Origin of the sequence: Streptomyces sp. NPDC093801, assembly GCF_040701585.1 — a bacterium.
Classification (GTDB): Bacteria; Actinomycetota; Actinomycetes; order Streptomycetales; family Streptomycetaceae; genus Streptomyces.
In genome coordinates this window covers 12,558-29,606 of record NZ_JBFBDP010000047.1, presented here as the reverse complement: position 1 = coordinate 29,606, position 17,049 = coordinate 12,558, and the positions used below count along the sequence as shown (strand labels likewise).

18 protein-coding genes are annotated in these 17,049 nt (G+C 74.1%); 17 read left to right on the top strand and 1 reads right to left on the bottom strand.

Annotated elements, in window-relative coordinates; all coding sequences use genetic code 11:
- Window positions 1-53 precede the first annotated feature (53 nt).
- Entirely contained in the window at window positions 54-668 is a 615-nt protein-coding gene (locus AB0469_RS36500; protein ID WP_366455861.1) for a ScbR family autoregulator-binding transcription factor, read from the bottom strand.
- Window positions 669-899: 231 nt separating this feature from the next.
- On the opposite strand from AB0469_RS36500, the gene AB0469_RS36495 reads away from it, so the two are divergent.
- The 17 genes from AB0469_RS36495 to AB0469_RS36415 all read left to right on the top strand — a co-directional run bounded on the left by AB0469_RS36495 (window position 900) and on the right by AB0469_RS36415 (window position 17,013).
- Window positions 900-1,670: a response regulator transcription factor gene (locus AB0469_RS36495; protein ID WP_366455860.1), complete on the top strand. Its 771-nt coding sequence runs from the start codon at window positions 900-902 to the stop codon at window positions 1,668-1,670.
- A 67-nt stretch (window positions 1,671-1,737) separates the two neighbouring features.
- Complete coding sequence (locus AB0469_RS36490) at window positions 1,738-2,610, top strand: hypothetical protein (protein WP_366455859.1); 873 nt, start codon at window positions 1,738-1,740, stop codon at window positions 2,608-2,610.
- A gap of 237 nt (window positions 2,611-2,847) precedes the next feature.
- Complete coding sequence (locus tag AB0469_RS36485; protein ID WP_366455858.1) at window positions 2,848-4,314, top strand: FAD-dependent monooxygenase; 1,467 nt, start codon at window positions 2,848-2,850, stop codon at window positions 4,312-4,314.
- 84 nt (window positions 4,315-4,398) lie between these two features.
- Window positions 4,399-5,076 (top strand): TetR/AcrR family transcriptional regulator, encoded by a 678-nt coding sequence (locus AB0469_RS36480; protein WP_366455857.1) that lies wholly within the window; start codon window positions 4,399-4,401, stop codon window positions 5,074-5,076.
- Window positions 5,077-5,114: 38 nt separating this feature from the next.
- The gene (locus AB0469_RS36475) at window positions 5,115-5,444 is read left to right on the top strand and encodes a TcmI family type II polyketide cyclase (RefSeq protein WP_045946965.1); all 330 of its coding nucleotides are present in this window, start codon (window positions 5,115-5,117) and stop codon (window positions 5,442-5,444) included.
- Between the two features lie 34 nt (window positions 5,445-5,478).
- Window positions 5,479-6,750, top strand: coding sequence for a beta-ketoacyl-[acyl-carrier-protein] synthase family protein (locus tag AB0469_RS36470; RefSeq protein ID WP_042812053.1), 1,272 nt, complete (start codon window positions 5,479-5,481; stop codon window positions 6,748-6,750).
- Entirely contained in the window at window positions 6,747-7,964 is a 1,218-nt protein-coding gene (locus AB0469_RS36465) for a ketosynthase chain-length factor (protein ID WP_366455856.1), read from the top strand. Before AB0469_RS36470 ends, AB0469_RS36465 begins: the two co-directional genes overlap by 4 nt.
- A 127-nt stretch (window positions 7,965-8,091) precedes the next feature.
- On the top strand, window positions 8,092-8,361 hold the full coding sequence (locus AB0469_RS36460; protein WP_366455855.1) for an acyl carrier protein: 270 nt from the start codon (window positions 8,092-8,094) through the stop codon (window positions 8,359-8,361).
- Window positions 8,362-8,477: 116 nt separating this feature from the next.
- Window positions 8,478-10,853 (top strand): SDR family oxidoreductase, encoded by a 2,376-nt coding sequence (locus tag AB0469_RS36455; protein ID WP_366455854.1) that lies wholly within the window; start codon window positions 8,478-8,480, stop codon window positions 10,851-10,853.
- Between the two features lie 130 nt (window positions 10,854-10,983).
- Entirely contained in the window at window positions 10,984-12,384 is a 1,401-nt protein-coding gene (locus AB0469_RS36450; RefSeq protein ID WP_366455853.1) for an MFS transporter, read from the top strand.
- Window positions 12,381-12,758: an acyl carrier protein gene (locus tag AB0469_RS36445; RefSeq protein ID WP_366455852.1), complete on the top strand. Its 378-nt coding sequence runs from the start codon at window positions 12,381-12,383 to the stop codon at window positions 12,756-12,758. The genes AB0469_RS36450 and AB0469_RS36445 overlap by 4 nt, the downstream gene beginning before the upstream one ends.
- Window positions 12,755-13,582, top strand: a complete 828-nt coding sequence (locus tag AB0469_RS36440; protein ID WP_366455851.1) for a 4'-phosphopantetheinyl transferase superfamily protein — start codon at window positions 12,755-12,757, stop codon at window positions 13,580-13,582. Before AB0469_RS36445 ends, AB0469_RS36440 begins: the two co-directional genes overlap by 4 nt.
- A gap of 23 nt (window positions 13,583-13,605) precedes the next feature.
- A complete protein-coding gene (locus tag AB0469_RS36435; RefSeq protein ID WP_366455849.1) occupies window positions 13,606-14,556 on the top strand; it encodes an ACP S-malonyltransferase in 951 nt (316 codons plus the stop codon).
- 64 nt (window positions 14,557-14,620) lie between these two features.
- Complete coding sequence (locus tag AB0469_RS36430; protein WP_366455848.1) at window positions 14,621-14,857, top strand: acyl-CoA carboxylase subunit epsilon; 237 nt, start codon at window positions 14,621-14,623, stop codon at window positions 14,855-14,857.
- A gap of 85 nt (window positions 14,858-14,942) precedes the next feature.
- Complete coding sequence (rfbH, locus tag AB0469_RS36425; protein WP_042810231.1) at window positions 14,943-16,247, top strand: lipopolysaccharide biosynthesis protein RfbH; 1,305 nt, start codon at window positions 14,943-14,945, stop codon at window positions 16,245-16,247.
- A 36-nt stretch (window positions 16,248-16,283) separates the two neighbouring features.
- The gene (locus tag AB0469_RS36420) at window positions 16,284-16,781 is read left to right on the top strand and encodes a nuclear transport factor 2 family protein (RefSeq protein WP_366455846.1); all 498 of its coding nucleotides are present in this window, start codon (window positions 16,284-16,286) and stop codon (window positions 16,779-16,781) included.
- A 7-nt stretch (window positions 16,782-16,788) separates the two neighbouring features.
- Window positions 16,789-17,013: a hypothetical protein gene (locus AB0469_RS36415; RefSeq protein WP_366455844.1), complete on the top strand. Its 225-nt coding sequence runs from the start codon at window positions 16,789-16,791 to the stop codon at window positions 17,011-17,013.
- The last annotated feature ends 36 nt before the right edge of the window (window positions 17,014-17,049 follow it).

The window sequence follows — 17,049 nt, the reverse complement described above, 5'->3', positions numbered from 1 at the left end:
TACGGGTCCGTGGCCCGTCGCCGCCGAGGGGGCGGCGACGGGCCACGGGCGTGTCAGCTCCCCCGTCCCGCCGTGTCCAGCCGCCGCAGGGTGGCGGGCGCGGCCAGACAGGGCATGACCACCCGCCAGAACCCGGCCAGCGTGCGCGGGGCGAGCCACTGGGGGTCGTCACGGCCGAGGGCCTCGAAGCCGAGGGTGGCCGCCACCACGGTGGTCGCCACGTTGCGGTGGTTCAGTCCGGGCAGCAGGGCGCCCTCCTCCGCCGCTTCGAGGAGCAGCCGGTGTACGTACTCGTGCCATTCGCCGGGCAGGGCGAAGGACGACGGATAGGCCTGCTCCCGGTTGAGCTGGAAGGCGGCCCGGGCCACGACGTCGGACAGGAGCAGCCCGGCGAGCGCCTGGGAGCTGTCGGCCAGGGCCTGGAGGGCCGATGTCCGCCGCGTGTACACCTCGCGGGTGGTGGCCCGCAGGGTCCGGGCCCCGGCGGTCTCCACGGCCTCCGCGACGGCCGCCTTGTTCTCGAAGTGGAAGTGGAGCGCGCCCGGGCTCACTCCGGCACCCACGCTGATCATGTTCAGCGTCGCCTCTGCGTACCCGCGCCGCCCGAACACCGTGGCTGCTGACTCGAGCAGCGCTTGACGGGTTCGGACGGCGCGTTCTTGTTTCATCACGCATAGCTCCTGTATCAGTTTCCTTCTATTATTAAACCGCCCCGTTGGTATTGGAATAGTGCGGCGACCACGCCCGATGGCCTGATCAACGGCGATTCGTGCCCTGCTGTGGCCTGATTTGATCCACTTATCGCGAACCTTGCCGGGTTTTGCGGGCTTTGACAAACCGACGAAGCGGTTTGTATCTTCGTTGACGTTGGCTCAACCGAGCTTGAGGGAGGGGGGCAGATGAACCAGCGGACCTTCGCTGTACTGGAACCTCACACCACCGCCGCGGGGGCGAACGGTGCGTTCCTGCCGGCCGAGGGACTGAGGGTGCCACCGCACGCGCCGGCCCAGTCGGCCCTGTGGCGGATCCTCATCGTGGAGAGCAGCGCGGCCGAGGCCGAGACCCTCGCGCGCGGACTGCGCCGCCACGGGCACGAAGTCGACATCGTCGGCACCGGGAGCGAAGCGCTGCGCGGCTACGCCGACGCCGACCTCGTCCTCCTCGACCTGGAACTCCCCGACCTGGACGGGCTGGAGGTCTGCCGGGGCATCCGCGCGGCCCACGAGATCCCCGTCATCGCGGTCACCGCCCGGGGCAGCGAGCTGGACCGGGTCCTGGGCCTCCAGGCCGGCGCGGACGACTACCTGGTCAAGCCCTACGGGTTCCGCGAACTGATGGCGCGGATGGAGGCCGTCATGCGGCGGGCGAGACCCTCGCGGCCCGCCGCCGCCACCATCACCTGCGGACCGCTGCGCATCGACGCGGGCACGCGGGAGGTGACCCTGCACGGGGAGCCCGTCGAGACCACCCGCAAGGAGTTCGACATGCTCTACCTCCTCGCCTCGCACCCCGACACGGTCGTCCCGCGCAAGATGCTGATGCAGCAGGTCTGGGGCGACTCCTGGTCCCGCCGGACCGTCGACACCCACGTGAGCACGCTGCGCAACAAGATCGGCGCCAACTGGATCATCACGATCCGCGGCGTCGGCTTCCGGTTCGGCCAGGGCTGAGCCGGCCGACCTCCGGTCCGGCCAGGGCCGGACCCGTCCACACCGATCCGAGCCGAGGGGGGAGACCATGGCAGTGACGGCGCCGTGCCAGGGGGAGGGCTGCCGCCGCCCGGACGCCGACGGACGCTCCCGCCGGCGCACGGCCGACGGCGGGCGGCTGTGCCGGCCCTGCCGGGAGCGCCTCGACGCCGGACTGGCCGAGCTCGCGCACCTCTACGAGGAGTGCGGCAGGATGCTCGCCGGTGCGGCCCCCGGCAGCCTGCGCGAGCGGACGACCGGAGGCGACCTGCCCGGCCTGCCCTTCAACGGGGCCGCGGCCGACGTACGGGCCCGGATGGTCTCCGTGCTGGGCTCCTGGAGCGGACTGGTCGCGCAGGAGCGCGGCTTCACCTCCCCGCCGCGCACCGTCGCCGCGCTGACCGCCTTCCTGCGGCGCAACGGCGACTGGCTCGCCGCCCACCCCGCGGCCGCCGAGGCCACCGAGGAGATCGCCCGCCTGGTGCGGGCCGGACGCCGCGCCGCCTTCCCCGAACCGGCCCGCAGCATCCGCCTCGGCGCCTGCCCCGAGTCCGGCTGCGCCGGCTCCCTCAGCGTCGCCGTCCGCGACACCGGCCGGGACCCCGTCCGCGACGCGGACCGGGACACCGACCGGGCGGTCCTGTGCGACGCCGACCCGGCCCACCGCTGGACCAGCGACCAGTGGAGCCGGCTCAGCCTCTCCATGGAGTCCGGCCGGGAGCCCGGAGCACCCCGGGCCGCGGCCACCGAGCGCTGGCTCACCGCCGCGGACATCGCCCGCCTGTGGCACACGCCGACCGGCACCGTCTACCGGCTGGCCAGCGAGCAGAAGTGGCGCCGGCGCAACCGCGCGGGCCGCACGTACTACAACGAGACCGACGTACGGACCTGCTTCGACCGCCGGGCGGCCGCACGCACCTGAAACGGTCTCCTCCCGCACGATCTTCCGCAGCGGTCCGCACTCGATCCGGTAGGAGCCGGATCCAGGCGTCTGACCGCGCTTTGACATTCCCTTGGCCGGTTCGCGAGGCAGCGGACCGGCCCTTGTGGAACCTGACCGAGTCCTGAATCCAACGCCATTGAACGGCCGCTCGCGTCCGAAGAACCTTGTAGTCAAGATCCGGTGCACTGTCTCCGGAGGCGAATTCAAGGAGACGTGATGGACGCCCCTGTGATCGTCGTCGGTGCGGGTCCCGCGGGCTTGATGCTCGCCGGCGAACTGAGGCTGGCGGGAGTCCCCGTCGTCGTCCTGGAACGTCTGGAGCGGCGCACGGGCGAATCGCGCGGCCTCGGCTTCACCACGCGCACGATGGAGACCTTCGACCAGCGCGGCATCCTCGCCCGCTTCGGCGACATCGAGCGCAGCACGCTCGGCCACTTCGGCGGGCTCCCCCTCGACTTCGGCGTGCTCGACGGCGCCTGCCAGGCCGCGAAGACCGTGCCCCAGTCGGTCACCGAGACCCACCTGGAGGAATGGGCCGCCGGCCTGGGCGCCGACATCCGGCGCGGCCAGGAGGTCCTCTCCGTCCACGACGACGGCGGGGGAGTCGACGTCGAGGTCCGCGGCCCGGACGGCACCCGCACCCTGCGGACCTCCTGGCTGGTGGGCTGCGACGGCGGGCGCAGCACCGTGCGCAAGGCCGCCGGCTTCGACTTCCCCGGTACCCCGGCCACCATGGAGATGTTCCTCGCCGACATCCGGGGCATCGACCTGAAGCCCCGCATGATCGGCGAAACCCTCCCCGGCGGCATGGTCATGGTCGGTCCGCTGCCCGGCGGCACCACCCGCATCGTGGTCTGCGAGCGCGGCACGCCCCCGCGCCGGCGGGAGGGCGCCCCCTCCTTCGACGAGGTCGCCGCCGCCTGGCAGCGGCTCACCGGGGACGACATCTCGGCCGCCGAACCGGTCTGGGTCAGTGCCTTCGGCGACGCCGCGCGGCAGGTCACCGAGTACCGGCGCGGCCGCGTCCTGCTGGCCGGCGACGCCGCCCACATCCACCTGCCCGCCGGCGGACAGGGCATGAACACCGGCATCCAGGACGCCTTCAACCTCGGGTGGAAACTCGCCGCCGTGGTGCAGGAGCGGGCCCCCGTGAGCCTGCTCGACACCTACCACACCGAACGGCACGCGGTCGGCCGGCGGCTGCTGATGAACACCCGCGCCCAGGGGCTGCTGTTCCTGAGCGGCGCCGAGGTGCAGCCGCTGCGCGACTCGCTCAGGGAACTCATGGCGTACGAGGACGTGGCCCGCCACCTCGCCGCCATGGTCACCGGCCTGGAGATCTCCTACGAGGTCGGCAAGGGCTCCCACCCGCTGCTCGGCCGGCGCATGCCCCACCTGGAGCTGGCCGGCCCCGACGGCCCCACCTCCAGCACCGAACTGCTGCGCCCCGCCCGCGGGGTGCTCCTCGACCTGGCGGACAACCCGCGGCTGCGCCGACGCGCCGCCGCCTGGGCGGAACGGGTGGACACCGTCACCGCCCGGCCGCGCGGGGCCGGCGCCGCCGACGTACCGCACGACACCACGGCCCTGCTGATCCGGCCCGACGGATACGTGGCATGGGCCGCGCCCGGCAGCCACCACGACCTGCCGATGGCGCTCGACCGCTGGTTCGGGACCCCGTGACGAGCGGGGCCCGCGCGACCGGCACCCCCTGAGGCCGACGCATCCCCACGGCCCGACGAGCACGTCAACCGGAGGAACCACGACATGGCAACGCCGCAAGCAACGATCGAGCGCGCCCCCGGAGGCCTCGGCGCCGCCCCGGCCGCCCCGGACGGGGAGCGCCGCGACATCGTCCGGGCGGCCCGGACCGTTCTGGCCCGCGAGGGCTGGAGGCACTGCACCGCCGACGCCACCGCCGCCGAGGCCGGGGTCGAGCCGGCCGCCGTGGGCCGCCACTTCCCCGACCACGAGCAGCTGCTGCTGGGCGTGCTGCTGGACAGCTCCGCCTCGGTCGCCGCCTCCCTCGCGGCCGTCGCCGAGAGCTACCTCGCGGAGGTCGACGACCTCCGCGAGGACCTGATCGCACTGGGCCGGGCCTGGCTGGCGCCGCTGGAGGCCTTCCGCGAGCACTTCGCGATCGTCCGGCACATCAGCGCCGAGGTCACCCACCTGCCGGCCGAGGCCGTCGACAAGTGGCAGGCCACCGGCCCCCGCCAGGCCCGCCGCGAACTGGCCCGGCGCCTGCGCCAGGTCGCCGCCCAGGGCCTGCTCGACATCGCCGACGCCGACCAGGCGGCCGAGCGCTTCATCCTGCTGGTCCCCTCGTCCGTCGTCCAGCGCTCCTTCCACGGCGCGCTGCCGCTCGGACGCCTGGAGGAGGACGCGCTCATCGCCGACGGAGTCGACGACTTCATCCGCCTGTACGGCCCGGCCTCCCGCTGACCCGCTGACCCCGCAGATCCCCGGAGAGAGTGGAAACAATGCACAGCAACCTGATCGTGGCGCGGATGGACGTCCGTTCGAGCGCCGAGGTGGCCAAGATCTTCGCCGAGTTCGACCGCACGGACATGCCGGAGCGCATGGGCACGCTCCGGCGGCGGCTGTTCTCCTACAACGGGCTCTACTTCCACCTCCAGGACTTCGCCGAGGACGACGGCGGCGAGCGCATCCAGCAGTCCCGCAACGACCCGCGGTTCATGCGCATCAGCTACGACCTCCAGCCCTTCATCCAGCCGTACGACCCGGAGACCTGGCGCTCCCCGGCCGACGCGATGGCCACCCGCTTCTACGACTGGACGGCGACCGAGTGATGTCCGAGGAATCACGGACGACGGGAGGGCACCGATCGTGGCCCGCCGGGTAGTCATCACGGGGATCGGAGTGCTGGCGCCGGGAGGCATCGGCGTCCGGGAGTTCTGGGAGCTGCTGAGCTCGGGGCGTACGGCGACGCGGGAGATCACCCACTTCGACGCCTCCCCCTTCCGCTCCCGGGTGGCGGCCGAGGCCGACTTCCTGCCGGAGCTGCACGGGCTGACCGAGCAGGAGATCCGGCGCATGGACCGGGCCGCCCAGTTCGGCGTGGTCGCGGCGCGCGAGGCGGTCGCCGACAGCGGCCTCGACCTGGCCGGACTCGACCCGTACCGCACCGGTGTCAGCATCGGCACCGGCGTGGGAGCCGTCTCCAGCCTCGACAAGGCCTACCGCGCGGCCAGCGACCACGGCAGGCTCGCGGCGGTCGACCACACGCGCGCCCCCGGCGACCTGTACGACCACTTCGTGCCTGGTTCCTTCGCGACCGAAGTGGCCTGGGCCGTCGGCGCCGAGGGTCCCGCCACGGTGGTCTCCACCGGCTGCACCTCCGGGATCGACTCGGTCGCGCACGCCGTCGACCTCATCCGCGAGGGCAGCGCCGACGTCATGGTCACCGGCGCCACCGACGCCCCGATCACGCCCCTCACCCTGGCGTGCTTCGATGCGATCAAGGCGACGACCAGCCTCAACGACGACCCGCAGCGGGCCTCCCGGCCCTTCGACGCCACCCGCCGGGGCTTCGTCCTCGGAGAGGGCGCGGCGGTGTTCGTCCTGGAGGAGCTCGACAGCGCCCGCCGCCGCGGCGCGACCGTCTACGCCGAGGTCGCCGGCTACGCCTCCCGCTCCAGCGCCTTCCACATGACGGGACTGCGCCCCGACGGCCGCGAGCTGGCCGAGGCCATCACGGTGGCGCTCGACGAGGCGCACCTGAACCCGTCCGACCTCGACTACGTCAACGCGCACGGCTCCGGCACCCGGCAGAACGACGCCCACGAGACGGCCGCCTACAAGCTGGCCCTCGGCCCGTACGCCCACCGCACCCCGGTGAGCTCCGTCAAGTCGATGATCGGGCACTCGCTGGGCTCCGTCGGGTCCATCGAGATCGCCGCGTCGGTCCTCGCGATGCGCCACCACGTCGTGCCGCCCACCGCGAACCTGCGCACCCGCGACCCCCAGTGCGACCTCGACTACGTCCCGCTCGTCGCGCGGGAGCACCGCACCGACGCCGTCCTCACCGTCGGCAGCGGATTCGGCGGGTTCCAGAGCGCGATGGTGCTGGCCCGTCCCGACAGGAGCACCGCATGAGCGCCAGGACCCTGGTCACCGGCATCGGCGTGGCCGCCCCCAGCGGGCTCGGGGTGGAGGACTTCTGGGCGGCGACCCGCATCGGCAAGAACGCCATCGGGCATGTCACCCGCTTCGACGCCTCCTCCTACCCCTCGCGCCTGGCCGGGGAGATCCACGGCTTCGACCCCGGGGAGCACCTGCCGGGCCGGCTCGTGCCGCAGACCGACCGGGTCACCCAGCTCGCCCTCGTCGCCACCGACTGCGCCTTCGAGGACGCGGGACTGGCCCCCGGAGACCTGCACCCCTGTGACATGGGCGTGGTCACCGCGGCCGGCTCCGGGGGCTTCGAGTTCGGCGAGAACGAACTGCGCAAGCTCTGGCGGCAGGGTCCCAAGCACGTCAGCGCGTACCAGTCCTTCGCCTGGTTCTACGCCGTCAACACCGGCCAGATCGCGGTGCGCAACGACCTGCGCGGGCCCACCGGAGTCCTCGTCGGCGACCAGGCCGGCGGCCTCGACGCCCTCGCCCAGGCACGGCGCCGGCTCCGCAAGGGCAGCCGGCTCATCGCCACCGGGGGCTTCGACGCCTCGGTCTGCTCGCTCGGCTGGGCCGCGCACCTCGCCGGCGGCCACATGTCCACCAGCCACGAGCCCGAACGCGCCTACCTGCCCTTCGACGAGGCCGCCTCCGGCTACGTACCGGGCGAGGGCGGCGCGCTGATCATCCTGGAGGACGAGGAGAGCGCCGCCGCCCGCGGGGCGCGCAACGTCTACGCCGAGTTCGCCGGCTACGGCGCCACGCTCGACCCGCGTCCCGGCAGCGGCCGCGAACCCGGCCTGCGCCGGGCCGTGGAGACGGCCCTCGCCGACGCCGGATGCCACCCGGCCGAGGTCGACGTGGTCTTCGCCGACGGGGCGGGCGTGCCGCGGCTCGACCGGGAGGAGGCCGGAGCCATCACCGCGGTCTTCGGCCCGCTCGGCGTACCGGTCACCGCGCCCAAGACGACGACCGGGCGCCTCGGCGCGGGAGCGGCGCCCGTCGACGTGGTCTCGGCGGTCCTCGCCATGCGGGAGGGACTGATCCCGCCGACCACCAACGTGGAGCCGTCCCCCGCGTACGACATCGACCTGGTCGCCGTGCGGCCGCGGACGGCGTCGGTGCGCACCGCGCTCGTCCTCGCGCGCGGCCGCGGCGGCTTCAACTCCGCGGTGGTGCTGCGCGCGCTCGACTGAGCGGCCCCGCTCCCCGGTCCGCGCCCGCCCCCGCCAGCCTCCCCCGGCGGAGGCGGGCGCCGCCGGCCCCGCGCCGAACTCCCGCAGCCGGAAACACCGGTGCGGAACACCGATGAAGGGACCCCACGTGTCCAAGCAGGAATTCACCTTCGACGACCTCAAGCGCATCCTCCTGGAGGGCGCCGGCGCCGACGAGGAGGTCGACCTCGACGGCGACATCCTCGACACCGACTTCGAGTCGCTCGGCTACGAGTCGCTGGCGCTGCTGGAGACCGCCAGCAGGATCGAGCGCGAGTTCGACATCACGCTCGACGACGACATCTTCGCCGACCACAGCACCCCGCGCTCCCTCGTCGAGGCCATCAACACGAGCCTCAAGGTCACCGTCAACGCCTGAGCCGCGCGGGCCGGCCGAGCCGTCGGAGCCCGGCCCCCACGTCGGGGCCGCGGCTCCGACCCCCGCCACCACCCCGCCGCCGCCCCCACCCCCGCCCCCAGAAAGGGAGTACGCCCATGGCCATCGATCAGGACCTCACCGAGACCCAGGTGATCGTGGTCGGCGCGGGCCCCGTCGGACTGCTGCTCGCCGGAGAACTCCGGCTGGCGGGCACGGACGTGGTGGTGCTCGACACCCTCACCGCCCCCACCTCCGCATCGCGGGCGTCCACCCTGCACGCCCGCACCATGGAGATCCTCGACAGCCGCGGCCTCCTCGACGCGATCGGCGAGGTGCCGCACGACGACGCCGGACACTTCGGGGGCATCCCCCTCGACCTCGGCCTGCCCGGCCCCTACCCGGGGCAGTGGAAGGTCCCCCAGACCCGGCTGGAGGAAGTCCTCGGCGAACGGGCCGCGGACCTGGGCGCGGACATCCGGCGCGGCCACGAGCTGACCGGGCTGACCGTGACCGCGGACGGGGTGGTGGCCGACGTACGCACCGAGGGCGGCCGGCTGTCCCTGCGGGCCCGGTACGTGGTCGGCTGCGACGGCGAGGACAGCGCCGTCCGCCGGCTCGGCGGCTTCGGCTTCCCCGGCACCGACTCCGAACGCGAGCTGCTGCGCGCGGACGTCGCCGGCATCGACATCCCGGACCGCCGCTTCGAGCGCAAGGACGGCGGACTCGTCATCGCCGCCCGCCGGCCCGACGGCGTCACCCGGGTGATGGTGCACGAGTTCGGGGCGCGGCCCCGGTCCGGTCCGCTCTCCTACGAGGACGTCGCCGACTCCTGGAAGCGCATCACCGGCGAGGACATCGGCGCCGGCACCCCGCTGTGGGTGAACGCGTTCGGCGACGCCTCCCGGCAGGCCGACCGGTACCGGCGGGGCCCGCTGCTGCTCGCCGGGGACGCGGCGCACCAGCAGATGCCCATCGGCGGCCAGGCCCTCAACCTCGGGCTCCAGGACGCCTTCAACCTCGGCTGGAAGCTGGGCGCCCGGATCGCCGGCCACGGCACCGACGCGCTCCTGGACACCTACCACGAGGAACGGCACGCGGTCGGGCAGGGCGTCCAGAGCAACGTCCGCACCCAGGCCCTGCTGCTGCTCGGAGGGCCCGAGGTGGACGCGGTACGGGAGGTGTTCGCGGAGCTCGGCGCCAGCGAGAACGTACGGACGCACCTGGCCGGGCTGATCTCCGGGCTCTCCGTACGCCACGACGTCGGCGCCCCCGGGGACGCGGACGGGCTGCCCGGCTCGCGCGTACCGGCCTGGGAGGTCACCACCGCCGAGGGGAGCACCACGACGCTGGGCCTGCTGCGGCCGGGGCGGGGGCTGCTGCTCCTGCCGCCGGGCGAGGAGGCGCGGCGGGCGGAGCTCGCGGAGGCGGCGGGGGCCTGGGGCGACCGGGTCCGGGTCGTGACCGCGGTGTCGGTGGCCGACGGGGCCGCGGGGGCCGGTGCTCCCCGGGGCGCCGTCCTGGTACGGCCCGACGGGTACGTGGTCTGGGCCGACGGACCGCGCGCGGAGGCGCTCGACGAGGCGCTCACGCGGTGGTTCGGGGCCGCACGGCCGGCGCCCGCCCCGGCCGTGCGGGACTCCGCCGGCACCGGGAGCCTCCCGGCCGCGGCGGAGCCGGCGCGCGTCACCGCCGGGCCCGCGGCGCTCGCCGGCGTCCGGCGGGGTGTCGGCGCGGAGCGGCTCACCGGCCGGACCGCGCTGGTCACCGGTTCGAGCCGCGGCATGGGCCGGGCGGCCGCGATCCGGCTCGCGCAGGAGGGCGCGCTCGTCGCCGTCCACTACCACCGGGACGAGGCGGCCGCGCGTGACGTCGTCACCGCCGTGGAGAAGGACGGCGGGCGGGCGTTCGCGGTGCGGACCGAGCTGGGGGTCGACGGGGACGTGGACACCCTCTTCGCCGCACTGGAGGAGGACCTGCGCGAGCGGACCGGCTCCACCGACCTGGACATCCTGGTGAACAACGCCGGGGTGATGGGCGGGGTCGCTGCGGACGAGGTCACGCCGGAGCAGTTCGACCGGATCTTCGCGGTGAACGCGAAGGCGCCGTTCTTCCTGATCCAGCGGGCGCTGCGGAACATGCCGGACGGCGGGCGGATCATCAACATCTCGTCCGGGCTGACCCGGTTCGCCAACCCGGACGAGATCGCGTACGCGATGAGCAAGGGCGCGCTGGAACAGCTCGCGCTGCACTTCGCGAAGGCGCTCGGGCCGCGCCGGATCACCATCAACTCGGTCGCGCCGGGGATCACGCGCAACGGGAACCCGGTCTTCGACATCCCCGAGGCGGTGGAGCAGATGGCGGGGCTGTCGGCCTTCAACCGGGTCGGAGAGCCGGAGGACGTCGCCGACGTGGTGGCGTTCCTCGCCACCGACGAGGCCCGGTGGATCACCGGGTCGTTCGTGGACGCCACGGGCGGCACACTGCTCGGCTGAAGCCCCCCGGGCCCCTCCTGACTCCGTCGGCGTGTGTATCCCACGCGCCACGCCGACGGCGGGCGGGCCGGCCGGGGATCCCTCCCCGGCCGGCCCGCCCCTTCTTCCGAATGCGAGCGTGTACTCCTCGATGAGCATTGCCTCCGGCGCCCGGGTCGGGGCCCGTTGGGCTCTGGTGTCCGTGCTCGCCGCGAACATGTTGGTGGACGCCCTGGAGGTGTCCGCGACCCTGGTGGCGCTGCCGGCCGTCGGCGGCGGGCTGGGGGCTCCCGTCACCCGGGTCCAGTGGATCCTCACCGGCTTCGCCGCCGGGTTCGGCGGGGCGCTGCTGCTCGGCGGCCGGCTGGTCGAGTGGTTCGGGCGGCGGCGGGTCTTCCTCGCCGCGCTCCTCGTCTTCGCCGCCGCTTCGCTGGGCGGTGCGCTGGCCGACGGTGTGGGGCTGCTGGTCGCCACCCGGGTGGTGAAAGGATTCTGTGTCGCGCTGACCGCGCCCACCGGGCTCGCCATCATCGTGGCCGCCGTCCCCGAGGGGGACGCACGGCGGCGTGCCGTGTCCGTGTACTCCCTCTTCGGGGCCGCCGGGTTCTGCTCGGGGCTGCTGCTGTCCGGGCTGCTCACCGGGCTCGGGTGGCGGTGGACCCTGGCGTTCCCGGTGCCCGTCGCACTGGCGCTGTTCGCCGCCGCGCTGCGGGTGGTCCCGCGGGAGCCCGCCGTGCCCGACGGGGGGCCGCGCCGGTACGCGGTGCTGGTGGGGGGCGCGTCGACCGGGGCGGCGCTGCTGCTCGTGGACGCGTCGTCCAGCGGGCGGTGGGGCGGCGCCGTCGCGGCGGCGGTGCTGGTCCTCGTCTGCGTGCGGGCCGAGCGGGCCTCCCCGCATCCGCTCGTGGACACCGCGCTGCTGCGGCACGCGCCGCTGGTGCGCTCCGCGCTCGGGGCGGCCGCGCTCAACGGCTCCTACGTGAGCTTCCTGCTGGTCGCGGCGCTGGACCTGCGGCGGGACGGGTGGAGTGCCTGGGAGACCGCCCTCGGGTTCCTGCCCGCCGCGGCGCCGCTCGCCCTGACCGCCCTGCACTCGGGGCGGATCGCCGCCCGGCTGGGGCCCGCGCGGGCCGTCGCCGCCGGGGCGCTCGCCGCACCGGCCGGATACGCGCTCTATCCGGACTCCGGTGCGGGCGGGGTGCGGTATGTCGAACTGTTGCCCTCGATGTCCCTCGTCGGCCTCGCCTTCGTGCTCGCCTTCACCGCGCTGCACCTCCAGGCGACCGGATCCCTCCACCCCGGCCTCCGTACGGCGGCCGGCGGCCTCTACCAGACCTGCGTGCAGCTCGGCGCGGCACTCACCCCCGCCCTGACGTCCGCGCTGTACACGACCTCCGGCCCGGGCGCGGCGCTCGGGCTGGTCACCGCCGTCGGCCTGGCCGGCGCGGGCGTCGCCCTCGCCGGCCTCGTACACCCTTCGACCGAACCTTCCCGAGAACCGCCGACCCCTCTCCCTGCGGCGGTGCCCCCTACGAACCGGAAAGCATCATGACCACACTTCACATGTCGCAGACATACGAGACAGACACAGGCCTGGTCCACATGACCAGGCCCGACATGGCCGTACTGGCCACCGCCGGGCTGCGCGAGCGCACCCGGATCCTCGAGCAGTACGTGCGCGAGGAGCTCGGCCGGATCCTCGGCATCGAGCCGCACCTCGTCGACACCACGGGCCGCCCCATGGGCTGCCTCGGCATCGGCTCGATCTCCGGCATCGAACTCCAGTACCGGATGGAGGCCACGCTCGGCGTCGACGTGAACCTCCAGCGGCTGCTGCTCGCCAACAGCGCCCAGGAGCTCATCGACTGCCTCGCCGGCCAGCTCGGTCCCGAGGCCCACCTGCACGGGACAGCGGTGCCGGCATGACGACTACCACTCTGCTGCCGGCCGCTCGTCCGGTGGTGAACCACCAGGGTCTCGACCGGCCCGACTTCACCCTCTCCGCCGACCGGGTCGACCTCTGGCTGATCCGCCGCCCCACCGGGGCCGACGCCGACGCCCTCGCGATCGGCGAACTCGACGCGGACGAGCGCAAGCGCGCCGACGCCTTCATCCGCCGTTCGGACGGCATGCTCTACGCCGCCGCGCACGTCGCGGTGCGCCGGCTGCTCGGACGTTACACCGCGACCCTGCCCCAGGACGTCCGCTTCATGCGCGAGCCCTGCCCCGGCTGCGGCGAGGCGCACGGCCGCCCGGCGCTGTCGCCCCCGCCGCCGCCCCTGCACTACTCCCTCTCGCACAGCGGGGGAGTGGCCATGGTCGGCGTCGGAACGGTCCCGCTCGGCGTTGACGTGGAGAAACTCCCCGGCGCCGAGACGGTGGACATCTGCTCGAAGGCCCTGCACCCCGACGAGCAGCTCGAAATCGCCCGGGCCGGCTCCGGCGACGCGCGCAGGCACCTCTTCGGACAGATCTGGACGCGCAAGGAAGCGTTTCTCAAGGGGCTTGGGACAGGGTTGAGCCGCTCGCCCGCCGAGGACTACCTGGGCACCGAACTGGACCGCCACCCCGACGGCTGGACCATGGTCGGCGTCCCGGCCGACACGACCCACGCCGCAGCCGTCGCGGTCAAGGGCCAGGCCCCCAAGGTCGTCAACGTCAGGTGGGTGCCCGACACCTGGCTGGCCGCAGGCAACACCGTGTGCGGCGCTGCCGCCCCCGGACCGCACGACACGGTCCTCGCCAGTTGAACCGCAAGTAAGGACGTGACCGGATGACCCGCACCGCCTTCCTCTTCCCGGGCCAGGGCTCCGAATGCGCCGGCATGGGCAAGGAGCTGCTCGCCCTGCGGCCCGACCTCGCCGACACCCACTACCGCACCGCCGACGACCTCCTCGGGTTCCCGCTGTCGCGGCTGTGCGTCGAAGGGTCCCCCCGGGACCTGGAGGACCCGACGGTGGCCCAGCCGGCCGCCTTCCTCACCAGCATGGCCGTGCTGGAGGTGCTGCGCGGACGGGGCCTGGAGCCGGACGCGGTGGCCGGGCACAGCCTGGGCGAGTACGCGGCGCTGGTGGCCGCGGGCGCCCTGGAGTGGACCGAGGCGCTCTGGCTCGTCCGGCTGCGCAGCGAGCTGGTGGCCACCGTCGGCGACCGGGTCGGCAGCGCCACGGCCGCAGTCATCGGCCTGAGCCGCCCGGACCTGACGCGCCTGTGCGCCGAGACCCGGGCGGCCACGGGCCAGGTCGTCGAGGTGGCCGGGGACAACGAGCCCCGGCAGACCGTGGTGTCCGGGCAGGCCGAGGCGGTGGCCCGGGTCACCGAGGAGGCCCGGGCGGCCGGGGCGCGGGTGGCCTGGCTGCGTACCGGCGGGCCGTTCCACTCCAGCCTGCTCGGCGAGGCCGAGGCCGAGTTCACCGAGACGCTGATCGCGACCGAGTTCCGCGATCCGGCCGTGCCGCTGGTCTCCGGGGTCACCGGCGGCTGGGTGACGACGGCCGCCGAGGCCGTCGTCGCCCTGCGCGGCCAGCTCACCACCCCGGTGCGCTGGACCGGCGCGGTGCAGACGCTCGCCGCCTCGGGCACCGACCGCTTCGTCGAGGTGGGCCCCGGCCGGGTGCTCGGCGGGCTGGTCCGCCGCATCCTGCCGGGGGCCCGCGTCCACAGCACGCACACGCCCGAGCGGCTGGCGGAGGCCGTGGACGAGCTGAGCGCCACCGCGGTCTGACCGGCAGGCAGTCACACCCGCCGCCGCGAACGCCGGCGGGACGTCACGAGACGAGGAGCAGTCCATGGACGGGCAACCGGAGACCGGCCTCATCCACGTGGTCCGGGGGCGTCCCGACGCCGAGGAACTCGCGGCGCTCACCGCCGTCGTGCTGGCCCGGGCCGCGGCCTACGAGGGCCAGCACGGCGGCACGGCCGGCGGCGGGCCCACCCTGGCGGGCTGGCGCTGTCCGCGGCAGCCCCGGGCCTTCCACGGCGCACGCACCTGGCGCGACAACCCCGCCGGGCCGCGCTCCGCCTGACCGGCGCGGGGCAGTACCGCCCCGCGCCGTCCCCCGTACCACCGCACCATCGGCCGTCAGGGCCGGGAAGGGACCCCACTCCGTCATGAACGTCCACAAAGGACTCATCCTCGACGAGACCGCCAAGTTCCATCAGGACGTGCAGGACGATCGGCCTTTCGTCCCCGGCACCACCGAGATCTGGCCCGCCGGCGCGGTCCTCGACGAGCGCGACCGCACCGCGCTGGTCGAGGCCGCGCTGGAGATGCGCATCGCCGCCGGGCCCAGCTCGCGCCGCTTCGAGTCCCGCTTCGCCCGCACGCTCAAGCGGCGCAAGGCCCACCTGGTCAACTCGGGCTCCTCGGCGAACCTGCTGGCCCTGACGGCCTTCACCTCGCACCTGCTGGAGGACCGGCGGCTGCGGCCCGGCGACGAGGTCGTCACGGTGGCCGCCGGCTTCCCGACGACCGTCAACCCGATCATCCAGAACGGCCTGGTGCCCGTCTTCGTCGACGTCGAGCTGGGCACCTACAACACCACCGCCGACCGGGTGGCACAGGCCATCGGGCCCAAGACCCGGGCGATCATGATCGCGCACGCTCTGGGCAACCCCTTCGAGGTCGCCGAGATCGCCCAACTGGCCGAGGAGCACGGCCTGTTCCTGATCGAGGACAACTGCGACGCGGTCGGCTCCACCTACGACGGGCAGCTGACGGGGACCTTCGGCGACATCACGACGGTCAGCTTCTACCCCGCCCACCACCTGACCATGGGCGAGGGCGGTTGCGTCCTCACCTCGAACCTGGCGCTCGCCCGGATCGTGGAGTCGCTGCGCGACTGGGGCCGGGACTGCTGGTGCGAGCCGGGCGAGACCAACAAGTGCCTCAAGCGCTTCGACTACCAGATGGGCACCCTCCCCGAGGGCTACGACCACAAGTACATCTTCTCCCACGTGGGTTACAACCTGAAGGCCACCGACATCCAGGCGGCCCTCGGCCTGACCCAGCTGGACAAGCTCGACGAGTTCTGCGAGGCCCGCCGCCGCAACTGGCGGCGGCTGCGCGAGGGGCTCGACGGCGTGCCGCACCTGATCCTCCCCGAGGCCACCCCGCGCAGCGACCCGAGCTGGTTCGGGTTCGCGATCACCGTGGACCCCGGCGCCCCGTACAGCCGGGCCGCCCTGGTGGACTTCCTGGAGGGCCGCAAGATCGGCACGCGCCGGCTGTTCGCGGGCAACCTCACCCGCCACCCGGCCTACATCGGGCAGCCCCAGAGGATCGTCGGCGACCTCGCCAACAGCGACATCGTCACCGACCAGACCTTCTGGGTCGGCGTCTACCCGGCGCTGACCGAGGAGATGCTCGACTACGTCATCGCCTCGGTCAAGGAGTTCGTGGGCGGACACTCCTGACCGCCGAACCCCGTGAGTCCGCCCACAGGAGAGGCCATGCCATCGACCTACGACGACATCGCGGACCTGCGCGACCAGATACGGGTGCTGCACGACCGCGCCGAGCTGCGCGAGCTCTTCGACCGCTACGTCGTCGCCCTGGACACCTTCGACGGAACCGGCCCGGGCGAGGCCCGGTTCGCCGCGCTGTTCACCGAGGACGCCACCTTCGCCTTCCCGATCGGCGTGTGCACGGGCGTCGAGGCCTTCGCCGCCTTCCAGCGCGAGGCACGGGAGCGGTGGGCGCGCACGCACCACGTCAGCGCCAACCACTCCGTCGCCCTCGACGGGGACCGGGCCGTCGTCCGGGCCCAGCAGCTGACCACCCACGTCCACCACGCCGCAGCGGGCCCCGCGGCCCACTTCGACGTCGGCGGGCACACCGAGGCCCACGCCGTGCGCACCCCGGACGGCTGGCGGCTGAGCCACGTCTCGTTCCGCGTCGTGTGGGACTCCGGCGTCCGCCTGCCCGAGCTCGCGGGGGTCCGGCTGTGAGCGCCGGATGAACGCCGTGCAGATCGCCGGCTACTGGGTCCCCGCCCGCGAGACGCTGCGGGAACCCGTGCGCGACCCCGTACGGGAGCCCCCGCACGGGGTCCGGCCGCACCCGGCGCCGCCCCTGGTCACGCTCCTGCGCCGCAGGGCCGCCTGGGGGCTGGCCGTCACCCGGGGGCGGGCCGCGCGTCCCGCCCCGAACCCGCCCGGCCGGCCGGCCCGGCCCGCCTGACCCCGCCGGGGGACCCCGGCGGGGTGCCGACCCACC